Raw genomic sequence first — 23404 nt, 5'->3', positions numbered from 1 at the left:
TCACTTCAAATAACTCCCCGTAATCGAACGCTCCGAATGAATAATCTGAGACGGCGTGCCCTCGAAAATAACCTCTCCGCCTTGGCTGCCTCCATCCGGTCCCATATCAATAATCCAGTCGGCCTGACTGATTACCTCGAGATTATGCTCAATGACAATCACAGTATTGCCCGCATCCACGAGCCGGTTCATAATCTCCAGGAGGTGGCCGATATCGGACATATGCAATCCGGTCGTCGGCTCGTCCATCACATAGATGCTGCCCTTCTTGTGCAGCTCGCTGGCCAGCTTAATCCGTTGGCATTCTCCGCCCGACAGTGTGCTTAGAGGCTGGCCGAGGGTGATATAGTTCAGCCCCACATCACTCATGGCTTGAAGCTTACGCACAACCTCCTTAAGCTGGAAGAACTCCAGTGCCTGCTCCACGGTCATCTCCAGCACTTCAGCAATGGATTTGCCGTTCAGCTTGTAGCCCAGCACCTCTTCCTTGAACCGTCTGCCTCCGCATACTTCGCAGGGCAGCTTCACACTGTCAAGGAAACCAATGTCTGTATAGACGACACCCAGTCCCTGGCAATGCTCGCAGGCTCCCTTGGAGTTGAAGCTGAACAACCCTTGATTCACTTGATTGGCCGCTGCAAAAGCCTTGCGCACATCATCCATTATGCCGGTGTAGGTAGCCGGATTAGAGCGTGTGGAGACCCCAATCGCCGATTGGTCAATGACGATGGCATCCGAATGCCGGGCAAGGAAGACATCATTAATCAACGTGCTTTTGCCCGAACCTGCTACGCCGGTAACGACTGTCAGGACTCCCGTTGGAATATCTACACTTACATTCTTCAGGTTGTGTAGAGAAGCCCCAGTGATGGGCAGCTTGCCGGACGCCTGTCTGCAATCCCGCTTCAGCTGAAGAGGCCGCTTCATATGCGTGCCTGTCAGCGTACCTGCTTCAAGCAAGCCCGGATAGCTTCCTTCATACACAATCGTCCCCCCACGGCTGCCGGCATGAGGTCCGACATCGACAACATGATCTGCCCGCTTGATCACATCGGGATCATGTTCAACGACAATGACTGTATTACCTTTGTCACGGAGTTTCTCCAGCAGCTCGTTCAAACGGTGGACATCGCGCGGATGCAGTCCGACACTGGGCTCATCGAAGATATAGGTAACATCCACGAGACTGCCGCTCAGGTGCTTCACCATCTTGACCCGCTGGGATTCTCCGCCGGACAGTGTATCGGTCTCACGATCCAGTGTCAGATAGCTGAGTCCGATATCCACCAGATGCTGCAGCCGCTCTGTCAGAGACTTGACGATTGAAGCAGCAACCGGATCTTCAATCTCCCGGACGGTGCGGATAAGCTGTCCGACCTCCATAGCGGATAAATCGGCAATGTTGCTGCCATTGATTCGGCAATTGAGCGCAGCCTGGCTGAGCCTTGCTCCGTGGCAGCTTGTACAGGTTCCTTCGGTGATGAACGGGGCAACCATTTTTTGAGTGCGTTCAGACTTGGTCTTCACATCCTGCCTGATGTACTTGCCTGTGAACTTCTCTATGACGCCTTCCACAGTGATATTGGTCGCCTTACCGGCAAAGTCCATCTTCACTTTCCTCGCCTTGCCGTAGAGCAGCTGCTCCAGCAACGTATCGGAATAATCGCTCAGCTTCTTGTCCGGATCGAAATCACCTGTCTGCACGATCATGTTCCAATCCCAGCCGCCGACGGAATAATCCGGCAGCCCGATGGCTCCTTCATTCAACGATTTAGACCTATCGACCGCCTTACTCATATCGACACCCAGCTTGCGGCCGATTCCGTTACATTCGGGACACATCCCCTGCGGATCATTGAACGAGAACATATTCACCCCGCCAATATGGGGCTGTCCCACTCTGGAGTACAGCAGGCGGAGAATAGGTGAAATGTCAGTAATCGTGCCCATCGTGGAATGGGAACCGCCGCCCAGCCGCTTCTGGTCTACAATAACAGCCATACTCAGATTCTCGATTCCATCGGTATCCGGCTGCGGGTAACGCGGCAGGAAGGTTCGCACGAACATACTGAAGTTCTCATTGAGCAGCCGTGTAGATTCAGCAGCAATGGTATCGAAGACGATGGATGACTTGCCGGAACCGGATACTCCGGTGAAGAGGGTGATTTTCCGTTTCGGTATGCGCAAAGATACGTTCTTAAGATTGTTCTCCCTTGCACCGTTAATTACGATATACTCCTGATTCGCATCGTTCATGTGTGTTTTCCCTCCAGTGATTGGGTTCTCTTCTGTAACTTCATTTTTTCTGAAAAAATATATTATACTTATAGCATGTAGCTATTACGCTTAAGGAGAGAGAGCCTGATGTCTATTGAACGTTTTCAAATCCATGTGCCCGATTCAGTCCTTGAAGATCTGAAATACAGGCTGGATCATGTCCGCTGGCCCGACCTATTAGAGAACTCTGACTGGGAACGGGGATCGGACCCGGGGTATTTGCAGAAGCTTATTACCTACTGGCGGGACCAGTTCGATTGGCGCGCCCGGGAAGCCGAGTTGAACCGCTTGTCTCAATTTCGCTGTAATATGGATGGAGTCGATGTGCATTTCGTACACGAGCGCGGAAAAGGCCCCAAGCCGCTGCCCCTAATCCTGACCCATGGATGGCCGGACAGCTATCTGCGATACGAGAAGATCATTCCTATGCTTACGGACCCTGCCCGTTACGGCGGCAATCCTGAAGACTCCTTCGATGTTATTGTCCCTTCCGTGCCCGGATTTGGGTTCTCTAACGGCCTGACACGCGCTGGTGTGAATAATGCCTATGTTGCTGAGCTGTGGGCGAAGCTTATGACCGAGCATTTGGGCTACAGCAAGTTCGCTGCGGCAGGCGGGGATATTGGCTCTGGGGTTACAAGGTATCTGGCCTTCCATCACCCAGAACTGCTCACCGGAATTCACCTTACGGATATCGGGATAATCCGCAGTCTCCTGGCTGTGCAGGATAAGACAGGGCTGACGGAAGAAGAACTTCTGTACATCCGGAATACTTCACAATGGATAGCTGATGAGGGCGGATATATGTCGATTCAATCGACGAGACCACAGACGCTTGCCTACGGACTTACCGACTCCCCTGTCGGATTGGCGGCTTGGATCATTGAGAAATTCCGTGCATGGAGTGATTGTAAGGGTGACCTGCGGCATAGCTTCAGCGAGGATGAACTGCTTACGAATATTATGATCTATTGGGTTACCAATACGGCCGGGTCTACCTCGAATATCTATTATGAGAATACGCACACGTTGCCGCCCCTGGGGTATATTAAGGTGCCTACGGGTGTTGCTGTATTCCCGGGAGATGTTGCCTTGCCGCCTAGAGAATGGGCGGAACGCAATCTGAATATCACAAGCTGGAATACAATGCCGCGCGGCGGGCATTTCACAGCGATGGAAGATCCTGAATCTCTGGCGCAAGACATCCGCGAATTCTTCAGATCATCAAGAGTTTAGATCATCAAGAGTTTAATAGAAGAATTAATTTCTGTCCAGTCCTGCACGCGTGACGTCGAGATACATCCGGGGTGCCGGTCCGCCCTCTGTGTTCGCGAAGCCGTTAGCGATGAAGCCGGCGGCTTCGTACAACCTTACAGCTCGGGGCTAGCGGTCACCTCTATACGTACACCGCGGCGCGCAATGTCTTTGATCAGGGCCATCGCGACACCTTGGCGCATCCATTCAGGGTCAGTGAACAGATCCTCTAGCTCGAGGCAGCCGTTGACAGGACATGCTGACGCAAAGCCGGCGATCCGCCCGTTAACAACAGCGACACGTGTGAACGGCAACATTTTGTCGTCCCATACTAACCACTCAGGATGAGCAGCAAAGAGATCGCGATCTTCCTCAACGGTCAGCGACGCACGGCGATAGACATCGCGAAGTAGGCCGATATCGTCGAAGACAGCGTTTCTAATGATGAGGTTAGACGAATGCAAAGTCTTTTTCATCCCGACTCGGCTCCCTTTTTAAGAAAATTCAAAAATAACGGCTTCATTGTATGAGTATATCACTATAACTGTTATTCGTTCGACTACACAAACACCAAACAGGAGCAGCTTCCAAGAAGCTGCTCCTGTTCAAGTATCTATTAACCTCCATAGAAATCGTCTTCAGTTCGTGCACCACGGCTTGTTATTTAGCTGGTGCGGGAGCGGGTACGATCTCGGGATGCGGCACGGTGCTTGTATCCTCCTGAGCAGAGACCGTTACAGCAGCAAGCTTATCTGGAATAGGCTGTGCGGTCGTTACCTCCTGAGCAGGTGCGGGTGCCGGAACACTCTCTGCCGGGGCAGGTACAAGCTCCGGCAACGGCTGTGCGATTGTTCCTTCCGGGGCAGGTACCGTAACACTCCCTGCCGGAACGGGTGCAGGTTCAGCCTGTGCCGCTGTCCCCTGCTGAGCGGCTGCTGAGCTGCTCTCAGCAGGCTCGGTGACGGATACTGTGTCCGGCACGGTTAAGCCTCCTTCGGACGGGGCAGTAGCTGCGGCTTCGGAAGCCACATACTCTGAGTCAGGAACCACTTGCGGCATGACCTTAGAGGCCAGTGCAGCAGTAGAGGTGCTGATGCCTGCAATTAACAGGGCTGCGGTTACCGATAGGAAGAGGGTTTGTTTATTAAGCTTTTTTACATTAAGCATATGTGTTAATCTCCTTTTTAATTGTTTGCCGTCACCGGATAATGAAGCACAGAATTGTTCGGGCAGACCATTGGAACCCGCCATTACATTCAGAATGGTCCCGCCGTAACGTTTGCGTTCAGCGTGGGACATATCCTGGACAACCTCCTGATCACAGGTCAGCTCACTCCAGGTGTGGAGCTCTGTGCGAACCGGGTGAACCAGCGGGTTGTACCAATGCAATGTACGGACTAATAGCAATGCTGCCTTGATCCACAGGTCCTTCCGCTTCAGATGAACCAATTCATGACGGAGCACCATGTCCATATCCAGATTTGCATGATTCTGTGCAGGCAGATAGATCGTCGGTCTCCATAGACCTGCCAGAAAAGGACTGCGTGCGATAGAGCTGTATGCGAGCTTGACGCTACATGTGAGGCCAAGCTGCTCCTTGATGTTCTTCAGCAGGACCGCGGTCTCACTATTCTCCGGTACCATCGTACGGTTACGTTCAAGTTGTGCGGTGAATCTGCGGTAAGCGTACCATTGCCAAGCGGCAAAGGTGATCGCTCCCGCTGCCCATATGCTCAGGAGGAGATAGGCAGTACTTGCTGAAAGGGTCACAGCAGGCTGGAGCGTCTCCGCTACATGCCCGCTAACCCTGCCGGTCTGTATATTCTGTGCGCTGCTTGCCGGGTGTGGTGCAGCGAGCCGTGATAACCACGGTAGAACAAGTGCTATAGGAAACAAATATAAGGCCAGGGCCAGCTTAAGGAGTACGTATCGCCATTTGGCCGGGAAATGATCGGTGGATAACCTGCCCAGTGCGTGAAAGCTGACTGTAACTACACTTCCGGCAACGCTCAGCGAGCATAGAATCTCAAGTAAGGAATTCATCGTCATCACCTACTTTTCCGCGAACCAGTGCTTCAGCTCATCAATATCCCGGTCCGATAGCTTGTCGCCGTCATACATAGCGGAGATCAGATTCTTGACCGAACCCTGATACAACCCGTCCAGGACATGCTGAGTCTCGACCAGCTTATACGCTTCGGGTGAAATCTCCGGGATATATTTGTTTAACCGGCCATGCCTGGTGGCAGTCAGGAACCCTTTATCCACTAGCCGTGACAGAAAGGTGGAGATCGTCTGCGCTTTCCAGTCCCTTCCCTTGAGCAGAAATTGGTTCAGCAGTTCCGTTGACGTTACTGGCGGCGCACTCGCCCATATCGCTTCCATTAACTCTAATTCTGTATCCGATAGCTTGTGAATCTTGCTCACCGTGAACACCTCTTCATTTCGTTATGCGTCCATAACGTTCAATTACTACACTACGTAGTAGTTATAATCTACTACAAAATGTAGTGGATAGTCAAATGTACAATAAAATCGCTGGGCTATTATAGAAAAACAGCACCTGCATTAGGTTTTAGGATTATATAACAGATCCGGAATTTTGGTTAGACAGGGGCAAACTAATCATCGTCCGGTCTAATAAGGCCCATATCTGTTCGGCCATCACTGAAGCCGGATAGGGCATAGAATTGCTAATCCACCATTCGAAAGAGCTTATCACAGCAGAAGCTAGAAATTGTACGGTGATTTCCTTGTTGAAATTTGGTCCGGCAGCGATTACATCGAACTGTCTGCTAAGACTCTCCCGGACAACGACAAGCAGACGAGTTCTAAAAGCATGTGGATTTCGAAGTGAATTTCCCGGTAACCTCACTGTCAGGCGCGCATTTGTCGATTAAGCGGTTAATTTGTTCTTCCAAACAATGATCAAGCAGATCATATTTATCTAGAAAATGTAAATAAACCGTTCCACGGTTAACATTGGCCAGCTCAGCGATTTTATTTACAGTGATATTCTCAATATCTGTTTGCGCCATTAATGCTAAAAAAGCATCCGTAATAGCCTGTTTAGATTTCTGTATACGTCTATCCATATCTTGCTCCTTCATGAGACAGAATTGAACATTTCTAAGGTGTCTGTTGATTTTTCAACGAATGTTCAATCATACAAATGGAGGGTACGCCATGAGAGCAATAGGTATAACCGGCTTTGGAATCCCTGAGTCTTTTGAAGAGTATGAACTACCTGTTCCTGCGATTAAGGAAACACAAGTACTGGTGGAGGTGCATGCCTCCTCAATTAACCCTGGAGATCATTATTTACGTTCAGGTGAGCTGCTACAGAGCCCGGTAGGCGGGCAATTCACTATTCAATTCCCGTATTTTCTTGGAGGTGATGTTGACGGTGTTGTAAAAGCTGTGGGTACTGGAGTACAGCACTTTAAAGCAGGTGACCGCGTTATGGGGATGGTCCGTGGAGGCTCTTATATGGATCAAGTGGCAGCAGATGAGGATGCCTTAACGAGGATACCGGACCATATATCCTTCGAAGAAGCCGCTGCTGCGCCTACCGTAGCCTTGACGGCCTGGCAGGCACTTGTTGAGCACGGTAAGCTTCAGCCGGGTCAGCGTATCCTCATTCATGGAGGCGCCGGTGGTGTTGGACATGCAGCCATTCAATTAGCCAGACATTATGGTGCTTATGTAATTACAACAGCAAGAGAGCATAATCATGGCTTTGTCTAAGTTTAGGCGCAGATGAAGTCATTGACTATTATTCACAACCGGATTACGTGACAAAATTATCGGCACCTGTAGATATGGTTCTTGATACAGCTATGCTGGGGAAAAAAGAATTAGAAACTGGACTTCCAGGCGAGTTCGGGGATTATAGCTATGACATTTTAAAGGATGGCGGGAAATATATTTCCATAACCTCTTTCGGTATTGGAACCTGTCCGGGCGTCCGCAATATTGACTCGATATTTTTCCGTGCCCATCCAAACCGGGCTGATCTTAATGAAATTTCGATTCACATGCAGGAGGGGAAGCTCAAGATTCATGTAGATCATAGGTATCCATTTACCACTCAAGGTTTATTTGAAGCGTACCGCACAAGCGAGAAACAAACCAGACGGGGAAAAATCGTGATTTCAAAAGAATTATACAAGAAATGCTCCCAACTGTCCGGGAGCATTTCTTGTGTCTGAGTATATTATGAGGTCATTCAGTTAACCGACTTGTCATATTGCAGGTAGACTACATGCGTCTGCAGGTATTCATTCAAGCCGTGCTTGCCGTCAGCGCCGCCGATGCCGGATTTTCTCCAGCCTGCATGGAAGCCCTGCATCGCTTCGAAATTCTCGCGGTTGATGTACGTCTCTCCGTATTTCAGCCGCTTGATTACTTTCATGGCGACATTCAGATTCTGCGTATATAGCGATGAGGTCAATCCGAATTCACTGTCATTGGCGAGTGCGATCGCTTCATCGAGGGTAGAGAACGTAATGACAGGGATAACCGGTCCGAAGATTTCATCCTGCACAATCTCCATCTCATTGGTAGCACCGGTGATGACTGTCGGCTCGAAGAAGCTGCCTGCTCCTTCCACCTTTTTACCTCCGAGCGCGATCGTTGCCCCTTCCTGGACGGCGCGGTCCACCTTCAGCTGTACCGATTCCTGGGCGGCTTTGTTGATCAGCGGTCCCATATGAATATCCTTGTCCTTCAGAGGGTCCCCGTACTTCACGGCCTTCATCGCTTCCACCAGCCGGGAGGTGAATTCAGCCTGAATGTCCTCATGCACGTAGACACGCTCCGCACAGTTGCAGACCTGCCCTGTATTAATTACCCGGGAATCGACAATCGCTTTGACCGCCAGCTCCAGATCGGCATCCTTCATGACAATGGCCGGCGCTTTGCCGCCCAGCTCCAGACTGACCTTGATGATATTCTCGGCTGCGGCTTCCATGACCCGTTGCCCTGCCGGTACGCTGCCTGTAAGACTGACCATGCCAACCTTCGCATTGCTGGCCAGCTCATGTCCCACTTCCGCCCCTCTGCCGGTTACAAGGTTGAATACCCCTCTAGGAAGCCCGGCCTTATCCACAATACGGCTGAACGCCGCGGCATTGTTCGGGGATTCAGCACTGGGCTTGACGACAATCGTGTTGCCGGTGATCAGCGCCGGGGCCATCTTTCTCGCAATCAGGAAGAACGGGAAATTCCAGGGCAGAATGCCTGTCGTTACCCCTATCGCTCTTTTGAATACAAAAATATGCTCATTATCACGGTCGCTCTGCACGATCTCTCCCTCATAACGCCGTGCCCACTCCGCCATATAATCCAAATAATCCGCAGTGAAATGAACCTCTACGGTGGATAATTCCAGGGTCTTGCCGACTTCCTCCGAGATCAGCCTGGCGATGCTGTCCGCTTCCCCGCGAATCCCGTCTGCGATGGCATGAAGGTACTTGCCCCGCTCCACCGCCGGTGTCTCCTCCCAGGCAGACTGGGCTTCTTCCGCTGCATGAATCGCACGTATGACATCATTCCTTGTAGCCTTGGGAACCTGTGAGATTACTTCATCGGTTGCCGGATTGGTCACATCCATCCACTCTTTGCCTTCGGATTCCGTAAATTGGCCGTCGATATACATCAAATGCTTGGTCACTGTTTCTCCCCCTCAAGGTAGATTATTCCATTTTCCCAATTACCCAACCATAGTGTAAACGCTATCAATATTTATTGTCAATAACTTTCACATTTTTTATTTGTTTTTGTGTTGTTTTTCATTGACTTATTGAGTTAAGCTGGGGATATAGGTTTTCATTGATGGGAGGGGTAGGAGTGCGAGTCAGTATTTTTTCTACTTGTTTGGTAGACCTTATGAGCCCGAATGTCGGGATTGCCATGGTGGAGGTCCTGGAGCGGCTCGGCTGCGAGATTGATTATCCGGCTTCACAGGTCTGCTGCGGACAGCCCGCCTATAACAGCGGTTATCTCCAGGATTCCAAGCTGGCGATGCAGAACATGATGCTTGCCTTCGAAGCTTCGGATTACGTGGTGGGTCCCTCCGGCTCCTGCATCGCTATGTTTCATGAATACCCGAAGATTTTCAGAGGTGAGCCCGACTGGGAATTGAAAGCGATTGCTCTAAAAGAAAAATCCTATGAACTCACCCAGTTCATTGTAAAAGTACTTGGTGTGACCGATGTGGGGGCCACTCTCGAAGGCACCGCAACCTACCATCGTTCCTGTCATATGACCAGACTCCTGGGCGAGAAGGAAACCCCGTTCCAACTGCTGGAGCATGTGCAGGGACTGAAGCTTGAGCCGCTCAAGAACAGCGATAACTGCTGCGGGTTCGGTGGAACCTTTGCAGTGAAGATGCCTGAAATCTCGGAGCAGATGGTGGATGAGAAATGCGGCTGTGTCATGGAGACTGGAGCGGATATTCTAATCAGTGCAGACATGGGCTGCCTGCTGAATATCGGGGGACGCCTGTCCCGCAAAGGTGAGCCTGTGCGGATCATGCATATTGCAGAGGTATTGAACCAACGTCAGCCTGTGATTAGCAAAGGGGGAAGCCGGACTTGAGCCTGCAAACGGATTCACGTAATTTCAGCGAACGGACGACGGATGGCCTTGGGGATTCCTTCATGCGCAGTGCCGTGGGTTCGGCGCAGGACAGTCTCAAGACAAGACGTCTGTCTGCAGCCACTGCGCTCGGTGACTGGGAGCATTGGCGGAACGTAGGCCAGCTTATCCGCCAGCATACCCTGGAGAATCTGGATTATTATCTGGAGCAGCTTGCCGGCAATATTGAGCGACAGGGCGGGCATATCTATTTTGCAGCGACCAAAGAAGAGGCCAGCTCTTATATCCGGGATGTTATTATGCGCAAACAAGCCACCAAGATCGTCAAATCGAAATCCATGGTCACGGAAGAAATTGAGCTGAACCGCGTTCTGCTTGAAGCTGGCTGTGAGCTGACGGAGACGGATCTTGGAGAATATATCCTCCAGATGGACGACTGGGACCCTCCCTCGCATATCGTGGCTCCCGCCTTGCATAAGGACCGGAGGCAAATCAAGCGGGTATTCACAGAGAAGCTTGGATATACAGGCGATGAAACCCCGGAGAAGCTGGCTGGCTTCGCCCGTACGGTGCTGAGGCAGAAGTTCCTGGAAGCGGAGGTCGGAATCACGGGCTGCAACTTCGCCATCGCCAATCTGGGAGCGATTAATCTGGTCACCAATGAGGGCAACGGCGATCTCACGGCCGCCATACCCAAGACGCATATCGCGGTAATGGGCATGGAGCGGATTGTGCCGACCCTGGAGGAGATGGAGGTGCTGGATAATCTGCTCTGCCGCAGCGCCGTCGGACAGAAACTAACCAGCTATATCACAGTGATGGGACCCTCCTCCGCCGGTGAGACGGACGGCCCTGAGGAATTCCATCTGGTAGTCGTCGATAACGGGCGGTCCGATATTCTCGGAAGCGAATTCAACGAAGCGCTGCAGTGTATCCGCTGCGGTGCATGTCTGAATGTCTGCCCGATCTACCGCCATATCGGCGGCCATGCTTACGGGTCAATCTATCCGGGTCCGATTGGGGCGGTCATCACCCCGCTGCTTGGCGGTTATGATGACTACAAGGAGCTTCCCTTTGCCTCCAGTCTGTGCGGCGCCTGTACGGATGTCTGTCCGGTACGCATCCCGCTGCATGAGCAGCTCATCGTGCACCGCCAGAAGATAGTGGAACAGAAAAGAACCGGCACCGCAGACCGTATCCAGATGAAAGCCGCCAGCAAGCTGCTCTCCTCCCCTGCCCTGTTCGGCAAAACCCTGCGGTTCGCCCACTCCGCAAGCCGGATGATGAGCAAGCAGGGCCGGATTGTAAGAGGACCGGCCTTGCTTCAGGGCTGGATTCGTTCCCGCGACCTGAAGCAGCCCGTCAGGCAGAAGGACAGCTTCCGGGCATGGCTGGAGCAACGGAAAGGAGGCTCAGAGCAATGACAGTAACCACGAATAAGAGCGCGAACAGAAACACGAATAAGGAGGCTTTTCTGAATACGATTGCCTCCAAGCTGGGCCGGGAACGTAGGACTGAGGTTCAGCGTCCTGCAATCCAGGAGTTCATTCCTGACAGCTACGGCCCGCTTACCACGGACGATCTGGTGGAGATTCTTAAGGAGCAATGCTTCTTCATCCACACCCAGGTCATTGAATCCACACCGGAGATTCTGCAACAAACACTGAGTGATCTGATTGAAGCGAATGGCGGCGGGACGGTAATGCTCTCTGGAGACCGCCGTTTCAATGAATACGGGCTGGCGTTCCCGGATGCTGCGGTGTGGGAAGAAACGGCAGGCAGAGTGGAGAATATCAGGCGTGCGGAATCGGCGAATACAGCGATTGTCTTCGCCGACTGTGCACTGGCAGAATCGGGAACGGTTGTGTTGGAGAGCCGCCCGGATCAGGGCCGTTCCCTCCATTTCCTGCCTGCCCATTATATTGCGGTGATTGAACGCAGGAGGCTGGTGCTTCGCTCCACGCAAGCCGCCGCTGAGCTGAACCGGAGAATTCAGGCCGGGGAGCCGGTAGGCTCAGCGATTCAGTTCATCTCCGGTCCCTCCAATTCCGCCGATATCGAAATGAAGCTTGTCGTCGGGGTGCATGGACCGCTGAGGGCTACCTATGTGCTAATTTAGTCATCGGCTCTAGTTGTAATCCGTAACGTCGAATTCTCTGTCTTTATAGTAGAATTTCCGGTCTTCCTCCGTGATCTCACGGACAATTCTGCACGGGCTTCCTACCGCGATCACATTATCGGGAATATCCTTGGTGACTACGCTCCCCGCTCCAATGACTACATTGTTCCCGATGGTTACGCCCGGATTCACGATCACGTTGCCGCCGATCCAGACATTATTGCCGATCGTTATAGCAATCCCGTATTCATAGCCTGAATTCCGGGAATCGGGATGGATGGGATGGCCTGCTGTATAGAGCGATACATTCGGAGCGAACATGACATTCTCGCCGATAACCACCTTGCCTACATCAAGAATCGTACAGTTGAAATTAGCGTAAAAGTTATTCCCAACGGTGATATTCGCTCCATAATCGCAGCGGAAGGGAGCTTCGATATGCACAATCTCCCCCGTCTTGCCGAAGAGTGCGCGGATCAGCGCGTCTCTCTCCTCATGTTCATCGGGCCGGAGCCCGTTGAACTGATGAACCAGCAGCCGGGCTGCTGTCCGTTCTTCGGTTAATCCGTCCAGCCATGCTTTGTAGGGTAAGCCTGCGAGCATTCTTTCTTTCTGATTCATGGTTGTTCCTGCCTTTTCTTATGATGTTAGGTTATGTCTCCAAGGTGATGTCTTTAAGCGGATAGGTCCAAAAGGCTTCCTGTCCGTAACGGAGCTGAATGTCCTGCGCCGTCAGCTCCTGGCTGCCGACAAGCTCCGCTGCCAGATATTGCGAACGGTGTGCCCGGATGGAGGCCATCTTCTTCTCCAGGACCGCCGTCACATCAACATGCACATCCGGTAGTCCAATCATCTGTTCGTGGTTGCTGGAGAAGGCGACACAATGCACAACGGGCCGCTCCTCCGCCGGAAGCCGGAGAACGGAGCGGATCACAGCGGCTCCGGTGGCATCATGATCCGGGTGCACGCTGTAACCGGGATAGAAGGTGATGACGAGGGAAGGGGCCAGTTCCTGGAGCAGCTTGAGCAGCGTATGGTCCAGCAGCGCCTGATCCTCGAACTCAATCATTTTATCGTGGAAGCCCAGCATTCTTAAGTCCTGTATCCCGATGGCATTGCAGGAAGCAAGCAGCTCCTGCTTGCGGAACTCCGGTAAGGTGGCACGGCTCGCAAACGGCGGGATTCCCATATTGCGCCCCATCTCTCCGAGTGTCAGACATGCATAGGTGACTTCTGCACCAAGTTCTATATACTTCGCCAGTGTGCCTGCGGCAGCAAAGGCCTCATCGTCAGGATGCGGGAACACCACCAGAATGCGCGGATGTTCGGTAAGCTGTGTACGGTTCATAGGTTCATTCCTCCCGGTGACATTATAGCGTAGTGAAATACTCGATCACAACCTCGCGGAAAATCAGGCCCGCTTGTGAAATATAACGGTTCTTATGCCATAACAAGGCGATTTCCCTGACCAGCCCGTGGTCCTCCAGCGGAATCATACGGATATGATCCTGCCCATTCTTCGCCGTTCCCGGTATGAAGGCTAAGCCGATCCCGGCTTCCACCAGGTCGATCAGCCGGGCTGGTTCGTCCCCCTCATATGCATAGCGTGGTAAGAACCCTGAAGCCTGGCAGACGGAATCCACCAGATCACGAATCCCGTAGCCTTGCTTGACCCCCACAAACCACTCATCCTTAAGCTCTATCAAGGCGAGGCTCTTACGGTCCGCCAGAGGGTGCCCGGCTGGAACGGCAAGGTAAATGTGATCGTTACAGACCACCTGACATTCAATATCTTCCCCTCTTACCGGAGGGGAGGACAAACAGAAATCGACTTCTCCCCGCTGGAGAAGCGTAATCATCTCCTGCATGGGCAGCATTTGTACGTGAAAATGAATGTCCGGCTGCTTAAGGCGAAACGCCCGGAGAATCCCGGGCAATGTGCTTGCGGTGGTTACCGCTAATTCAAGGGTGCCGGACTCCAGGCTGGACAGATCCTTAAGCTCCTGCTTCCCCTGCTCCAATTCAAACAGCGCCTTCTCTGCACGCTGAAGAAATCGGCGTCCCGGCTCGTTTAACTGCAGCTTCCTCCCGCTCCGGTCGAACAATGGAACTCCGAGATCCTCCTCCAGCCGTTGAATGGTCTTGCTCAGGGAGGATTGGGTAACATGCAGCCTGTGTGCAGCCTCGGTCATATGCTCCAGGCGGGCAACCGCGATGAAATACTGCAATTGAAGAAGTTCCATATCCCGCCTCCATTCATTCCCTCAAGTCTATGAAATCATAACATGAAATGCGTTGGAGTAAATAACTCATTTCCTGTACGATAACTGTACAGCACTTGAGGGGGAATAACAATGAATGCACGGAACTGGTGGTTAATGATATCCGTTGGGCTGGGAATCATGCTTAACCCGCTTAACTCTTCGATGGTAGCTGTGGCGATTCCCAGGCTGCAGCACGTGTTCGGGCTTGAGTTCACTGTGGTTTCCTGGATTATTTTTTCGTTCTATATTGGCAGCGCTGTTGCCCAGCCTGTTATGGGCAGAGCCAGCGATATCTTCGGCCGCAGGAGAATATTCCTGGCCGGACTGGTAATTGTCTTCGCAGCCTCCCTGCTAGCCCCTTGGTCTCCGGGCTTCGGGGGACTCGTCGTTCTGCGGATTATCCAATCCATCGGAACCAGTATGGTGGTGGCTGTAGGGATGGCTATCATCCGGGTCAATATTACTGACAAGCAAGCCTCTGCTCTGTCCGTGCTGTCGATGTTTACATCGGGAGCGGCAGCGGTAGGACCGTTCATCGGCGGAGTCCTGATCCATGTGTGGGGCTGGTCTTCAATCTTCTATATTAATCTGCCGTTTGTAACGGCGAGCTTTCTGTTAGCCTGGAGAACCATCCCGCAAGACAAGCCGTCCGCAGCCTTATTACCCAAGCAGTCCTTACGGCAATGGATGAGCCGGATGGATGTGCCTGGAATCCTCCTGTTCACTGTAGGGCTGGTGGCTGTGCTTGCCCAGCTGCTGTCGGCCAAGTCCTCCGGTCATGTCTCCCTATTCAATGTAGTCATCGGTCTGTCCGGGCTGATCCTGCTTGCGGTCTTCGTAAGGCATGAATTAAGAACAGCGATGCCCTTCATTCCTCTGCGTACCTTCGCCCGGTATCCCGGGCTGATCCGTGTCAATGTCGAATTCATGCTGGTTAATCTATTATTTTATTCCGTCTTCTTCGGTCTTCCGTCTTATTTGCAGCTCGTTCGTCAGGTCAGTGAATTCCACACAGGGCTTCTGATGTTAAGCCTGGGTCTATGCTCGCTAGCCGTTTCTCCAATCGCCGGAAGATGGATCAATGCCTCAGGGCCCCGGCCCGCGCAGGCAGTATCCGCAATCCTCATGACCGTCGGGTCGGTGTGGATCGTGATGCTGAATCCGGCCTCGCCTGTAGTCAGTATAATCCTGGCACTGGCTGCCTTCGGTATCAGCAACGGACTGAACAACGTCGCCATGCAAGCAGCCTTGTTCAACAACTCGCCGAAAGAGATCATCGGGGTATCCTCCGGCTTATTCAGCACCTCCAGATATTTCGGGACGATCCTCTCCTCCCTGCTGATCGGAATCATCATGGGCAATCAGTTCAGCTTCAGCGGCTTCCGGCTGCTTGGGATCATCCTCGCCGTGATTGCCCTGTGTCTGGTATTCATGTCCCGGCGGCGTTCGGTAGAGACCAAAGGCTCCCATCACAGTCTTGATGACCGCTAGGGAGCCTTTGGAAGACCCTACCCTTCCACCACATCGGCCCGCAGGTCGGTGGCAATCTCAATCATTACAGGAATGATCGCTTCCGATGAGAGGGCTACGTACAGCTCGCCCATGTACAGCCGGAACGGATACTCCAGTCCCTCATGGCTCCACATGAAGAAGTCCCCCTCGATCGTCATGGTACTCTCCGGCCCCTTCACGGTGAAGACCCCGGAATAGCTGAAGCCGGATTTATCGGCAAAGTATTGCTTGCATTCCTCCAAAGTTATGGCTTGCTCCGCCGTCTCTTCCTGCATGGAACGGGTGATACGACAACGTTGACTCATACGGGTTACCTCCAAGTTGTGAAATTTCATGTGTTGACTCCGGTTATTGCTCCGTCTGTTCGATCAGGTCTGCCGGATTGATCATCGCGAGAATCTGGTGATCCTGCCACACGCCCCGGATCTTCACGTTCAGCCGGGCAATCCCTTCCTTATGGAACCCGGCATTCTCCAGAACGCGGATCGATCCGGGATTGCCCGGAGAGGCCTCACCTGTAATCCGGTGGAACTTCAGTTCCCCGAAGGCGTAGCTCACGGCTTGCTTCACAGCCTCCGTCATGTAGCCTTTGCCGTTATAATCCTTATCCAGGCTGTATCCGATCATACAGCTCTGCAGCGGCCCCCGCACTACAAAAGACAAACCAATGGTACCAATGATGCGGTTGTCTGCCTTATGAATAACCAGGAAGTCATACCGCTCATCCGCGGCCCGATCCTTGGAATACTGCACTATCCTCTCACGCTGGTATGCTTCCGTGTAGAATTCCTCATTCACCTCCGGCGAATGCTCCTCAAAAAACTCACGGTTGCGCGTGTACATCCCTGTCAACTCTCCGGCATCTGTCTCCTCGGGAAAGCGGAGGTATACCCGTTGTTCTGTCATCTGCAACACTCCAATCCGGCTTCCTCATAAGGTTCCGTGCAATCATTGAACCGGTAGGTCCAGAACCGTTCAGTACCGAACCTCTTGCGGATCACCTCATCATCCGGACGATGGCCGCCAAGCACCTTATCTGCCTGGAACTGGGTGCTGTGCGCCAGAATGGATGCGATTTTGACCGCCAGATGCCGGGTCACATCTATAACTACATCCGCCTGTCCGATGCTGTGCTGATGATGATTAGAGAAGGCAACGCTATGTACAACCGGGCGTTCCGCAGCGGGCAGGCCGGCAAGCGTACGGATCACCGCAGCTCCGGTAGCATCATGGTCAGGATGCACACTGTACCCGGGGTAGAACGTAATGACCAGCGACGGCGTCAGCTCCTTGACCAGCGACAATATGCGGCTATCGAGCAGCGTGCGGTCTTCGAATTCAATCATTTTATCATGGAAGCCCAGCATCCTCAGGTCTTGAATGCCAATAGCCTTACAGGAAGCCAGAAGCTCCCCTCGGCGGATAATCGGCAAGGTGGTGCGGTTCGCGAAGAGCGGAACCCCCATGTTGCGTCCCATCTCCCCCAGCGTCAGACAGGCATAAGTAACTTCAGCCCCGTCAGCGATGTACTTAGCCAGTGTTCCCGCTACAAAGTACGCTTCATCATCGGGATGGGGAAGCACCACCAGGATTCTCTTATTCTTCATAGATCTGTTATTCATGGCTGCTTACTCCTCCGGTTTCACAAGTGGAAACGGCATTGCCGTCCATTTAGCCTATAAATTCTTATCTTTTTAAAAAGGGTTCCGGCTAAGCTGTAAAGCGACAATCAATTTGCCCTGACTGTCATGCCCGGCCAGAATCAGCCGCTCTGTGTCGTTCTCATCCACATGGGTAAGTCCCTCGGCATAGATCCAGCCCTTCTCTGTCTTGAGGCCAACCCGGTAGGGGCCGGTCCCGGAGATAGAGCCTACCGTATAGCGGATCACCGCATTGCTGATGAACGCCGATCCAGGCGGACGGGTGCTGTCGAAGTGACTGGCATAAGCTCCTGTCGTAAGCTCAAGGTGAATATATAGTTCCTGTCCGGCGAACCGGTCAATTTGAGTCTGAATAAGGTGGGGTTGAATGAGCTGCATATTGTCCTCCTATAGTGTAAAAGATGGCTTCTTCCAGTGCATTCATTATACATGAAAACCCCGAAGCTCAAAACCTGTGACAGTTGCACCAGCTACCTTGACAAATCAACAGAAAAAGAGCCTGCCCAAGGAATTCCATGAATTCCTTAAGCAAGCCCGCTGACGGAAGCCCTTTTCCACGCTTAATTACAAATTAACTATAGAGTAGACCTTATCATTAATGAAATAGACGTATTGGTCGCCGTACACCACATACCCTTCATGAACGCTGTCCGGGTCTCCCCAGGAGAGAAGAAGCTCGGTAATCGTCATGCCGCTGACCGCCCGCTCTTCACGGATGGCAGACCACATCTTATCACTGATCTTGAAGGCCGTTTGCGGATTCTTGAAGAACAGTATATCTTCGACATACTCACTATAGTCATCGCGAGGTTCAATCTCGAGCGGAACCTCCTGCCCGTTGGCCCGGCGGATGATCATTTCTAAATTACCACTGGCCGGGTTCGAGCGGAAATTGGCGATGGTTGCTTTCTCAAAGTTCTTGAACGGACTATCTGCAATCAAGGCGTTCCGGGTCCACACCGTTAGTCCATTATAGTAATACTTCAAATAGTCTATACTCTCCATGGTGTACATGGTATTGTCCACAAAATCGTTCAAGTCCAGGACCCACTCGGTTCCGGCTTCATTTTGCATCACAAAATTCTGGTTGTAATCATCAACGTACTGTACACTTTTCACCCAATGGCTTCCCGGATGCCCGTATAAATAGACCTTTTTGCCTAACACAATGCCCATGGTTCCAGGCAGCTTGCTGATGGCGTAGAGCATACTATTACTCTTATTCTTGCCGTCCTCTGTGCTCCAAATGAACAACGATATGGCGCTGGAGGCATATTTGCCGTCAATGGCTCCGAGCTTCAGCAGGGTTTTGAAGGCAACGTAGTTAGCGCTTTTGTACAGTACGGAGTTATCCTTGTTCAGCTTGGCGCTTCCTTTGCTGCCTGTGAGGGTTACGCCAGCGGTATCCGCCGCCACAGTGAAGCCCGGAATCTGCCCCACAAGCTTAACCGGCACATAAGCAGAGCCATTCACGAGTACAGATTTGACTGGCGTAATAAGCAGCTTGCCTTCGACAAACGTAGAAATCTCAGTATACGCTGGCGCGGCTGCGGCCGCTGCCCGTCCGGTGCCTCCTGGATAGATCAGTCCGATCGTCAGCAGCAGAGTGGTGAGCAGTAATGCAAGTTTTTTCATAGATGTTCTAATTCCTTCCCCCGATGTAAGTTAGGTGCCCCGGCAAGGTGCCGGAATCTTCCAGATCAGTACATTCGACAAGAAGTTATTTATTTCCTCCATATAAAAGCACGAACCTTATAAAAAAACACGAACTTTGTACTCTTCACCCGTTCTTCACTTCGGAATGCGGATTACAAACACTGACGGCTCTTCTTCCCTGCTCTCCAGCACCAGTGTACCCTCCATCTTCTCCACGTTCTTCTTGGCAATGGATAGTCCAAGTCCTGTTCCCCCGCTTGCTGTCGTCCGGGCTTCATCTCCCCGCACGAACGGATCAAAGATGGTAGACCACAGCTCCTTCGGAATGCCGACTCCATTGTCAGCAATCTCGATGCGGATCTCCGTATCCTCTGGAATGACCGATACCCGGATGCGTGTCCCTTCCGGATTATAGGCGAGCGCATTGGAGATCAGATTATTGATGACGCTGGCGAACAGCTCGGGATCATAGCGGGCATAGACCGCTTCTTCGGGTACCTGAAGCTGAAGCTCGAAGGACTTTTGCTCAATTTCGCCGTAGGTATCGGCAATAATCTCCCGCAAATGGCCGCCCAGCTCAAGGCGCTCTATGCGCAATATGAAATCAGGTGAATCGAGCTTGAGCAGGTCCAGCATATGCTGAATGAGCTTCGTAACCTGCACCGACTTGGTGTAGATATAATTCAGGTATTTCGTCTGCCGCTTCGGGTCGGTAACCCGTCCTTCGATAAGCGCCTGGGCATAGCCCTGAATGCTTGTAATCGGCGTCTTCAGATCATGTGACAAGTCCACCATCAGCCGCTGCTTGCTCTTCTCGGCTTGACGTTTCTCCTCTGTGGTCTTCTCAATCACATCTGCCATATAGTTGAAGCTGTTGCCGATCCGCAGGAACTCTGTCTCCGCATAGAGGGTAATCCGTGTATTGTAATGTCCCTCCATCATGCGGTTCATTCCCTGATTCAGTACCCGCAGCGGCTTCTTAATCCGTCTGGAGACCCAATAGCTGTACACAAAGATCAGCAGGAGCACCAGCCCGCTAACCAAGAAAACATAAAAGAAAACAGAATGATTCAGATAGGCGACCAGGAGCTCGTTATTGATGGACACCTTGATCACATCCCGGGGAATCTTGAGCAGCAGCCAGGCTGCCCCGCTGTCCTCATTAAGGCTGGTAATGGAATAGTAATAGGGCTGATCGCTGCGGTTCTCCAGTCCCTGATACAGACTGTTCTCGTCATAAGCCAGGGTATCATCCTGTTTGTCTCCAACGACACGGATCACCTGCTTGCCGGAATCGAGCAACTCCAGCCAGCCGCCGCTGCGCAGCAGCCGTTTGCTCTCCGGCCCTTGGCCCAGCTCGTCGCGGTAAGCCCCGGCTTCTACGGACAGATCGGGATCAGGAGTCATCCGGTCCCTGAGGACCTGCGTAATATCCTTTTGAACGAATAGATAGACCACTAACACAAGCATCAGCAGCATACAGTTGAACAGCAGGAAGTCGATCGTAAGTGACGATTGCAGCGGCCGGTTATCTCTACTTTTCCACGGGTGCTTCAATTTTGTACCCCAATCCCCTGATCGTCTTCAGGTATTCCGGTCTCTTGGAATCTCGTTCGATCTTGTCGCGGATATTGCTGATATGCACCATAATGCTGTTGTCCTCGTAGACATAGAAATCTTCCCAGACGGTCTCATAGATTTTCTTGCGTGTAAACACACGGCCCGGCTGCTGCATCAGCAGCTCCAGGATCTTGTATTCGGTTGAGGTCAGGGCAACAGCTTCCCCGGCTACCTCCACCTGGCAGGTGCTCCGGTCCAGGGTCAGCCTTCCCAGCACAATCTGCTCACTCGGTTTCTCTTCCTCCACCGCCTGGGCATCGAACTGATGCACCCGCCGCAGCATGGCCCCGGCACGGGCAACAATCTCCAGCGGATTGAAGGGCTTGGCTATGTAGTCGTCCGCCCCAAGCTCAAGCCCCAGGATTTTGTCATGATACTGGCTCTTGGCGGACAGGAACAGCACAGGGAAATGCTCGTGTTCACGAATCCGCTTGAGCAGCTGCAGCCCGTCCATCCCCGGCATCATGATATCCAATATCGCCAGGTCAATCTTGTTGTTCTGCATCACCTTCAGGGCTTCGATTCCGTTCTGTGCCTGCAGAATGTTATATTCCTTCTCCAGATATAGCTGCAGAAGCTCAACAATCTCCGATTCATCATCGGCTATGAGAATGGTATACATGGTGAATCCCCCTCTATCTCGTCATGCAAGCTGCACTAACTGTAACTATAGCCTGCCATTCTTAATCCAGTCTAAACCAAATCTAAAGAAAAACTAAAGAATATATAAGGCGCACACAAGATTTGAACTTGAAGCTTCATCGTCACTGCGGTGAACATTTGGACTTCCGGCCGCTGTTGTCACCAGATTTCTTCTATTGGACTGCTGTGCGCGGTTGAAATCCGGAGTCAAAGGCGGTCACTACCGCTCCTACAGTTCCAAATTTCCCCTCCGCTTCTTTTGCTTTTTGTTTTTTTCTTTAGGGCTTCCTTACTGGACGGTCATTTAGCTCAGCTTCGCTGCTAAAAAGAAATAATAGCCCGAAACAGACAAAAAGAACAGCCCGCACAGCCAATAATGGCTTAACGGACTGTCTTATGAGGTATATGCTAGTAGAGCATCGGACTTTATACAGTAGATTGAATCAGTAAGATCAAAACACCTACTATTGTGTTCGGTTATTCGCATACATTCAGCCTAAGGACCTTCATGTCAGCAGATTGCGATTGTGTTCGGTTCTCTGTGAAAATACGTCTGGCACTGCGATAAACGCACGGCCTACGCGGCGCTACCAGTCCAATTGTGTTCGGTTTTCCGATTACATTTGGCTTACGTGGCGTATCCAATCCAATTGTGTTCGGTTTTTCGATTACTTTCGGCTTACGCGGTGCACCCAGTCTAATTGTGTTTGGTTTTCCGTTAAAATATGTTAAATAAATGAAAAGACAATGTTCTGTTTTTTAGCCACGCTGCTCATTTTCATGCTGGAGTTGTGCCTTGAAAACATGTTTGTTTTCGCATACGTCTGGCCCAATGACTTCACTCTTATCGTCCTTCTGGCTTCATCGCGCCCACTCCACCTTTTTAAATCTGACGTTGTGCTAGCTTAGGCTGCTCTTAGTGGGGAATGTGCTACACATCCTTAAACCGTAGGCACGGTTCCACCGTCAATCACGTACTCGGCACCCGTAATGGAGGCTGCACGGTCCGAAGCGAGGAAGGCTACCAGTTCACCCACCTCCTCAGGGTAACCGGGACGGCCAATGGGGATGCCGCCCAGCGAATCCATCACGGACTGCAGCGCACTTTCCACACTGCCTGTCACCTTCGCAATATTCTCCATCATGGCGTCGGCTGCTGTGGTTTGAATGAAGCCCGGAGCCACGCGGTTTACCCGGATACCCTGGGGTGAGAATTCTTTGGACAGGCTTTTGCTGTAATTGCTTAACGCTGCTTTGGCGGCCGCATAGGGGATGGTGGATTCGACCAGCGGGAGCACTCTTTGAATCGAAGAGATATGGATGATTACCCCCTTACCCTGGGTCAGCATTAGAGGAATGAGTCCCCGGTCCAGCCGGACGGCTGCCAGCAGGTTCAAATTCAGCGCATCCATCCAGTGTTCATCGCTAGCTGCCAGGAATCCTCCGGGAGGTGTAGAGCTGCCCCCGATGTTATTCACTACGATATCAATGCTGCCGAAACGTTCCTTGACCGCCGCAATCACTTTCTCCACGCCTTCTTGCTTAGACAGATCTGCCCCAACGAATAATCCCGAATCTGCCAGATCAGCCGGGACGGTGCGGGCAGTTGTCATCACGGTAGCGCCAGCCGCCTTAAATCTGTTGACGATAGCTTCACCCATTCCTTTGGTTCCGCCTGTGACCAATATTTTTTTGCCTTCGTATTCTGTCATGGGGTTTGCATAAGTGATAGTCATTGTTACAGCCTCATTTCATTAGATATTCCTTGTTCGAGCTGCCAGGTGCAGCCCTTCAGGGTC

Annotated in this window: 25 protein-coding genes; 7 read left to right on the top strand and 18 right to left on the bottom strand. The window is 52.0% G+C overall.

All coding sequences use genetic code 11. The features are described from left to right. A complete protein-coding gene (locus tag KDC22_RS16310) occupies positions 1-2256 on the bottom strand; it encodes an ATP-binding cassette domain-containing protein (protein WP_211723817.1) in 2256 nt (751 codons plus the stop codon). Between the two features lie 108 nt (positions 2257-2364). On the opposite strand from KDC22_RS16310, the gene KDC22_RS16305 reads away from it, so the two are divergent. Then, positions 2365-3513: an epoxide hydrolase family protein gene (locus KDC22_RS16305; RefSeq protein WP_211723816.1), complete on the top strand. Its 1149-nt coding sequence runs from the start codon at positions 2365-2367 to the stop codon at positions 3511-3513. A 134-nt stretch (positions 3514-3647) separates the two neighbouring features. Here KDC22_RS16305 and KDC22_RS16300 read toward each other — a convergent pair whose 3' ends face one another. The 5 genes from KDC22_RS16300 to KDC22_RS33435 all read right to left on the bottom strand — a co-directional run bounded on the left by KDC22_RS16300 (position 3648) and on the right by KDC22_RS33435 (position 6626). Beyond that, a complete protein-coding gene (locus KDC22_RS16300; RefSeq protein WP_246553624.1) occupies positions 3648-4007 on the bottom strand; it encodes a GNAT family N-acetyltransferase in 360 nt (119 codons plus the stop codon). A gap of 184 nt (positions 4008-4191) precedes the next feature. Further along, the gene (locus KDC22_RS16295) at positions 4192-5580 is read right to left on the bottom strand and encodes a M56 family metallopeptidase (protein ID WP_246553734.1); all 1389 of its coding nucleotides are present in this window, start codon (positions 5578-5580) and stop codon (positions 4192-4194) included. 3 nt (positions 5581-5583) lie between these two features. Continuing rightward, entirely contained in the window at positions 5584-5958 is a 375-nt protein-coding gene (locus KDC22_RS16290) for a BlaI/MecI/CopY family transcriptional regulator (protein WP_211723814.1), read from the bottom strand. Positions 5959-6112: 154 nt separating this feature from the next. Then, positions 6113-6406: a TetR-like C-terminal domain-containing protein gene (locus KDC22_RS33440; RefSeq protein ID WP_246553623.1), complete on the bottom strand. Its 294-nt coding sequence runs from the start codon at positions 6404-6406 to the stop codon at positions 6113-6115. Next, positions 6363-6626, bottom strand: a complete 264-nt coding sequence (locus tag KDC22_RS33435; protein ID WP_246553621.1) for a TetR/AcrR family transcriptional regulator — start codon at positions 6624-6626, stop codon at positions 6363-6365. The genes KDC22_RS33440 and KDC22_RS33435 overlap by 44 nt, the downstream gene beginning before the upstream one ends. 91 nt (positions 6627-6717) lie before the next feature. On the opposite strand from KDC22_RS33435, the gene KDC22_RS33430 reads away from it, so the two are divergent. Next, positions 6718-7278 carry an NADP-dependent oxidoreductase gene (locus KDC22_RS33430; protein ID WP_246553619.1) on the top strand — a complete coding sequence of 187 codons (561 nt, stop codon included), beginning with the start codon at positions 6718-6720 and terminating at the stop codon, positions 7276-7278. Positions 7279-7325: 47 nt separating this feature from the next. Beyond that, on the top strand, positions 7326-7742 hold the full coding sequence (locus tag KDC22_RS33425; RefSeq protein ID WP_246553617.1) for a zinc-binding dehydrogenase: 417 nt from the start codon (positions 7326-7328) through the stop codon (positions 7740-7742). A gap of 17 nt (positions 7743-7759) precedes the next feature. Here the strand turns inward: KDC22_RS33425 and aldA are convergent, their stop codons facing one another. Continuing rightward, complete coding sequence (gene aldA / locus KDC22_RS16275; RefSeq protein ID WP_343222025.1) at positions 7760-9205, bottom strand: aldehyde dehydrogenase; 1446 nt, start codon at positions 9203-9205, stop codon at positions 7760-7762. A 176-nt stretch (positions 9206-9381) separates the two neighbouring features. Between aldA and KDC22_RS16270 the strand changes: the two genes are divergently transcribed. The 3 genes from KDC22_RS16270 to KDC22_RS16260 are packed head-to-tail and all read left to right on the top strand — an operon-like array spanning position 9382 to position 12250. Continuing rightward, on the top strand, positions 9382-10131 hold the full coding sequence (locus KDC22_RS16270; protein ID WP_211723813.1) for a (Fe-S)-binding protein: 750 nt from the start codon (positions 9382-9384) through the stop codon (positions 10129-10131). Next, positions 10128-11555 carry a LutB/LldF family L-lactate oxidation iron-sulfur protein gene (locus tag KDC22_RS16265; protein WP_211723812.1) on the top strand — a complete coding sequence of 476 codons (1428 nt, stop codon included), beginning with the start codon at positions 10128-10130 and terminating at the stop codon, positions 11553-11555. The genes KDC22_RS16270 and KDC22_RS16265 overlap by 4 nt, the downstream gene beginning before the upstream one ends. After that, positions 11552-12250: a LutC/YkgG family protein gene (locus KDC22_RS16260; protein WP_173127421.1), complete on the top strand. Its 699-nt coding sequence runs from the start codon at positions 11552-11554 to the stop codon at positions 12248-12250. Before KDC22_RS16265 ends, KDC22_RS16260 begins: the two co-directional genes overlap by 4 nt. 9 nt (positions 12251-12259) lie before the next feature. Here KDC22_RS16260 and KDC22_RS16255 read toward each other — a convergent pair whose 3' ends face one another. The 3 genes from KDC22_RS16255 to KDC22_RS16245 are packed head-to-tail and all read right to left on the bottom strand — an operon-like array spanning position 12260 to position 14493. Beyond that, on the bottom strand, positions 12260-12871 hold the full coding sequence (locus tag KDC22_RS16255; protein ID WP_211723811.1) for a sugar O-acetyltransferase: 612 nt from the start codon (positions 12869-12871) through the stop codon (positions 12260-12262). Positions 12872-12902: 31 nt separating this feature from the next. Further along, positions 12903-13598 carry a bacillithiol biosynthesis deacetylase BshB2 gene (bshB2, locus tag KDC22_RS16250; protein ID WP_211723810.1) on the bottom strand — a complete coding sequence of 232 codons (696 nt, stop codon included), beginning with the start codon at positions 13596-13598 and terminating at the stop codon, positions 12903-12905. A gap of 22 nt (positions 13599-13620) precedes the next feature. Further along, a complete protein-coding gene (locus KDC22_RS16245; RefSeq protein ID WP_211723809.1) occupies positions 13621-14493 on the bottom strand; it encodes a LysR family transcriptional regulator in 873 nt (290 codons plus the stop codon). Between the two features lie 111 nt (positions 14494-14604). Here KDC22_RS16245 and KDC22_RS16240 point away from each other — a divergent pair, with 111 nt between their 5' ends. Next, a complete protein-coding gene (locus KDC22_RS16240; protein ID WP_211723808.1) occupies positions 14605-16005 on the top strand; it encodes an MFS transporter in 1401 nt (466 codons plus the stop codon). A gap of 17 nt (positions 16006-16022) precedes the next feature. On the opposite strand, the gene KDC22_RS16235 is transcribed toward KDC22_RS16240, so the two are convergent. The 8 genes from KDC22_RS16235 to KDC22_RS16200 form a co-directional block, all read right to left on the bottom strand. Continuing rightward, positions 16023-16331: a hypothetical protein gene (locus KDC22_RS16235; protein ID WP_173127403.1), complete on the bottom strand. Its 309-nt coding sequence runs from the start codon at positions 16329-16331 to the stop codon at positions 16023-16025. Between the two features lie 43 nt (positions 16332-16374). Next, the gene (locus KDC22_RS16230) at positions 16375-16932 is read right to left on the bottom strand and encodes a GNAT family N-acetyltransferase (protein WP_211723807.1); all 558 of its coding nucleotides are present in this window, start codon (positions 16930-16932) and stop codon (positions 16375-16377) included. Further along, a complete protein-coding gene (bshB2, locus tag KDC22_RS16225; RefSeq protein WP_246553615.1) occupies positions 16929-17648 on the bottom strand; it encodes a bacillithiol biosynthesis deacetylase BshB2 in 720 nt (239 codons plus the stop codon). Before bshB2 (KDC22_RS16225) ends, KDC22_RS16230 begins: the two co-directional genes overlap by 4 nt. A 72-nt stretch (positions 17649-17720) precedes the next feature. Then, positions 17721-18065, bottom strand: coding sequence for a YojF family protein (locus KDC22_RS16220; RefSeq protein WP_173127396.1), 345 nt, complete (start codon positions 18063-18065; stop codon positions 17721-17723). Positions 18066-18251: 186 nt separating this feature from the next. Beyond that, on the bottom strand, positions 18252-19322 hold the full coding sequence (locus KDC22_RS16215; RefSeq protein WP_211723806.1) for a hypothetical protein: 1071 nt from the start codon (positions 19320-19322) through the stop codon (positions 18252-18254). Between the two features lie 156 nt (positions 19323-19478). Next, positions 19479-20900 (bottom strand): sensor histidine kinase, encoded by a 1422-nt coding sequence (locus tag KDC22_RS16210; RefSeq protein WP_173127390.1) that lies wholly within the window; start codon positions 20898-20900, stop codon positions 19479-19481. Next, entirely contained in the window at positions 20878-21585 is a 708-nt protein-coding gene (locus KDC22_RS16205; RefSeq protein WP_173127387.1) for a response regulator transcription factor, read from the bottom strand. Before KDC22_RS16205 ends, KDC22_RS16210 begins: the two co-directional genes overlap by 23 nt. A 961-nt stretch (positions 21586-22546) precedes the next feature. Then, positions 22547-23341 carry an SDR family oxidoreductase gene (locus KDC22_RS16200; RefSeq protein ID WP_211723805.1) on the bottom strand — a complete coding sequence of 265 codons (795 nt, stop codon included), beginning with the start codon at positions 23339-23341 and terminating at the stop codon, positions 22547-22549. Between the last annotated feature and the right edge of the window lie 63 nt (positions 23342-23404).

It is taken from the genome of Paenibacillus tritici (genome assembly GCF_018207515.1).
Lineage (GTDB): Bacteria > Bacillota > Bacilli > Paenibacillales > Paenibacillaceae > Paenibacillus_AQ > Paenibacillus_AQ tritici.
The sequence above is the reverse complement of the archived record's forward strand: the minus strand, read 5'-3'. Positions and strand labels throughout refer to the sequence as shown.

Excerpts from the sequence above, each read along its gene's own strand:
- KDC22_RS16310 (WP_211723817.1), bottom strand. The coding sequence starts at position 2,256 with ATGAACGATGCGAATCAGGAGTATATCGTAATTAACGGTGCAAGGGAG.
- KDC22_RS16305 (WP_211723816.1), top strand. The coding sequence starts at position 2,365 with ATGTCTATTGAACGTTTTCAAATCCATGTGCCCGATTCAGTCCTTGAA.
- KDC22_RS16300 (WP_246553624.1), bottom strand. The coding sequence starts at position 4,007 with ATGAAAAAGACTTTGCATTCGTCTAACCTCATCATTAGAAACGCTGTC.
- KDC22_RS16295 (WP_246553734.1), bottom strand. The coding sequence starts at position 5,580 with ATGACGATGAATTCCTTACTTGAGATTCTATGCTCGCTGAGCGTTGCC.
- KDC22_RS33435 (WP_246553621.1), bottom strand. The coding sequence starts at position 6,626 with ATGGATAGACGTATACAGAAATCTAAACAGGCTATTACGGATGCTTTT.
- KDC22_RS33430 (WP_246553619.1), top strand. The coding sequence starts at position 6,718 with ATGAGAGCAATAGGTATAACCGGCTTTGGAATCCCTGAGTCTTTTGAA.
- KDC22_RS16260 (WP_173127421.1), top strand. The coding sequence starts at position 11,552 with ATGACAGTAACCACGAATAAGAGCGCGAACAGAAACACGAATAAGGAG.
- KDC22_RS16255 (WP_211723811.1), bottom strand. The coding sequence starts at position 12,871 with ATGAATCAGAAAGAAAGAATGCTCGCAGGCTTACCCTACAAAGCATGG.
- bshB2 (WP_211723810.1), bottom strand. The coding sequence starts at position 13,598 with ATGAACCGTACACAGCTTACCGAACATCCGCGCATTCTGGTGGTGTTC.
- KDC22_RS16245 (WP_211723809.1), bottom strand. The coding sequence starts at position 14,493 with ATGGAACTTCTTCAATTGCAGTATTTCATCGCGGTTGCCCGCCTGGAG.
- KDC22_RS16240 (WP_211723808.1), top strand. The coding sequence starts at position 14,605 with ATGAATGCACGGAACTGGTGGTTAATGATATCCGTTGGGCTGGGAATC.
- KDC22_RS16235 (WP_173127403.1), bottom strand. The coding sequence starts at position 16,331 with ATGAGTCAACGTTGTCGTATCACCCGTTCCATGCAGGAAGAGACGGCG.
- KDC22_RS16230 (WP_211723807.1), bottom strand. The coding sequence starts at position 16,932 with ATGACAGAACAACGGGTATACCTCCGCTTTCCCGAGGAGACAGATGCC.
- bshB2 (WP_246553615.1), bottom strand. The coding sequence starts at position 17,648 with ATGAATAACAGATCTATGAAGAATAAGAGAATCCTGGTGGTGCTTCCC.
- KDC22_RS16220 (WP_173127396.1), bottom strand. The coding sequence starts at position 18,065 with ATGCAGCTCATTCAACCCCACCTTATTCAGACTCAAATTGACCGGTTC.
- KDC22_RS16215 (WP_211723806.1), bottom strand. The coding sequence starts at position 19,322 with ATGAAAAAACTTGCATTACTGCTCACCACTCTGCTGCTGACGATCGGA.
- KDC22_RS16205 (WP_173127387.1), bottom strand. The coding sequence starts at position 21,585 with ATGTATACCATTCTCATAGCCGATGATGAATCGGAGATTGTTGAGCTT.
- KDC22_RS16200 (WP_211723805.1), bottom strand. The coding sequence starts at position 23,341 with ATGACTATCACTTATGCAAACCCCATGACAGAATACGAAGGCAAAAAA.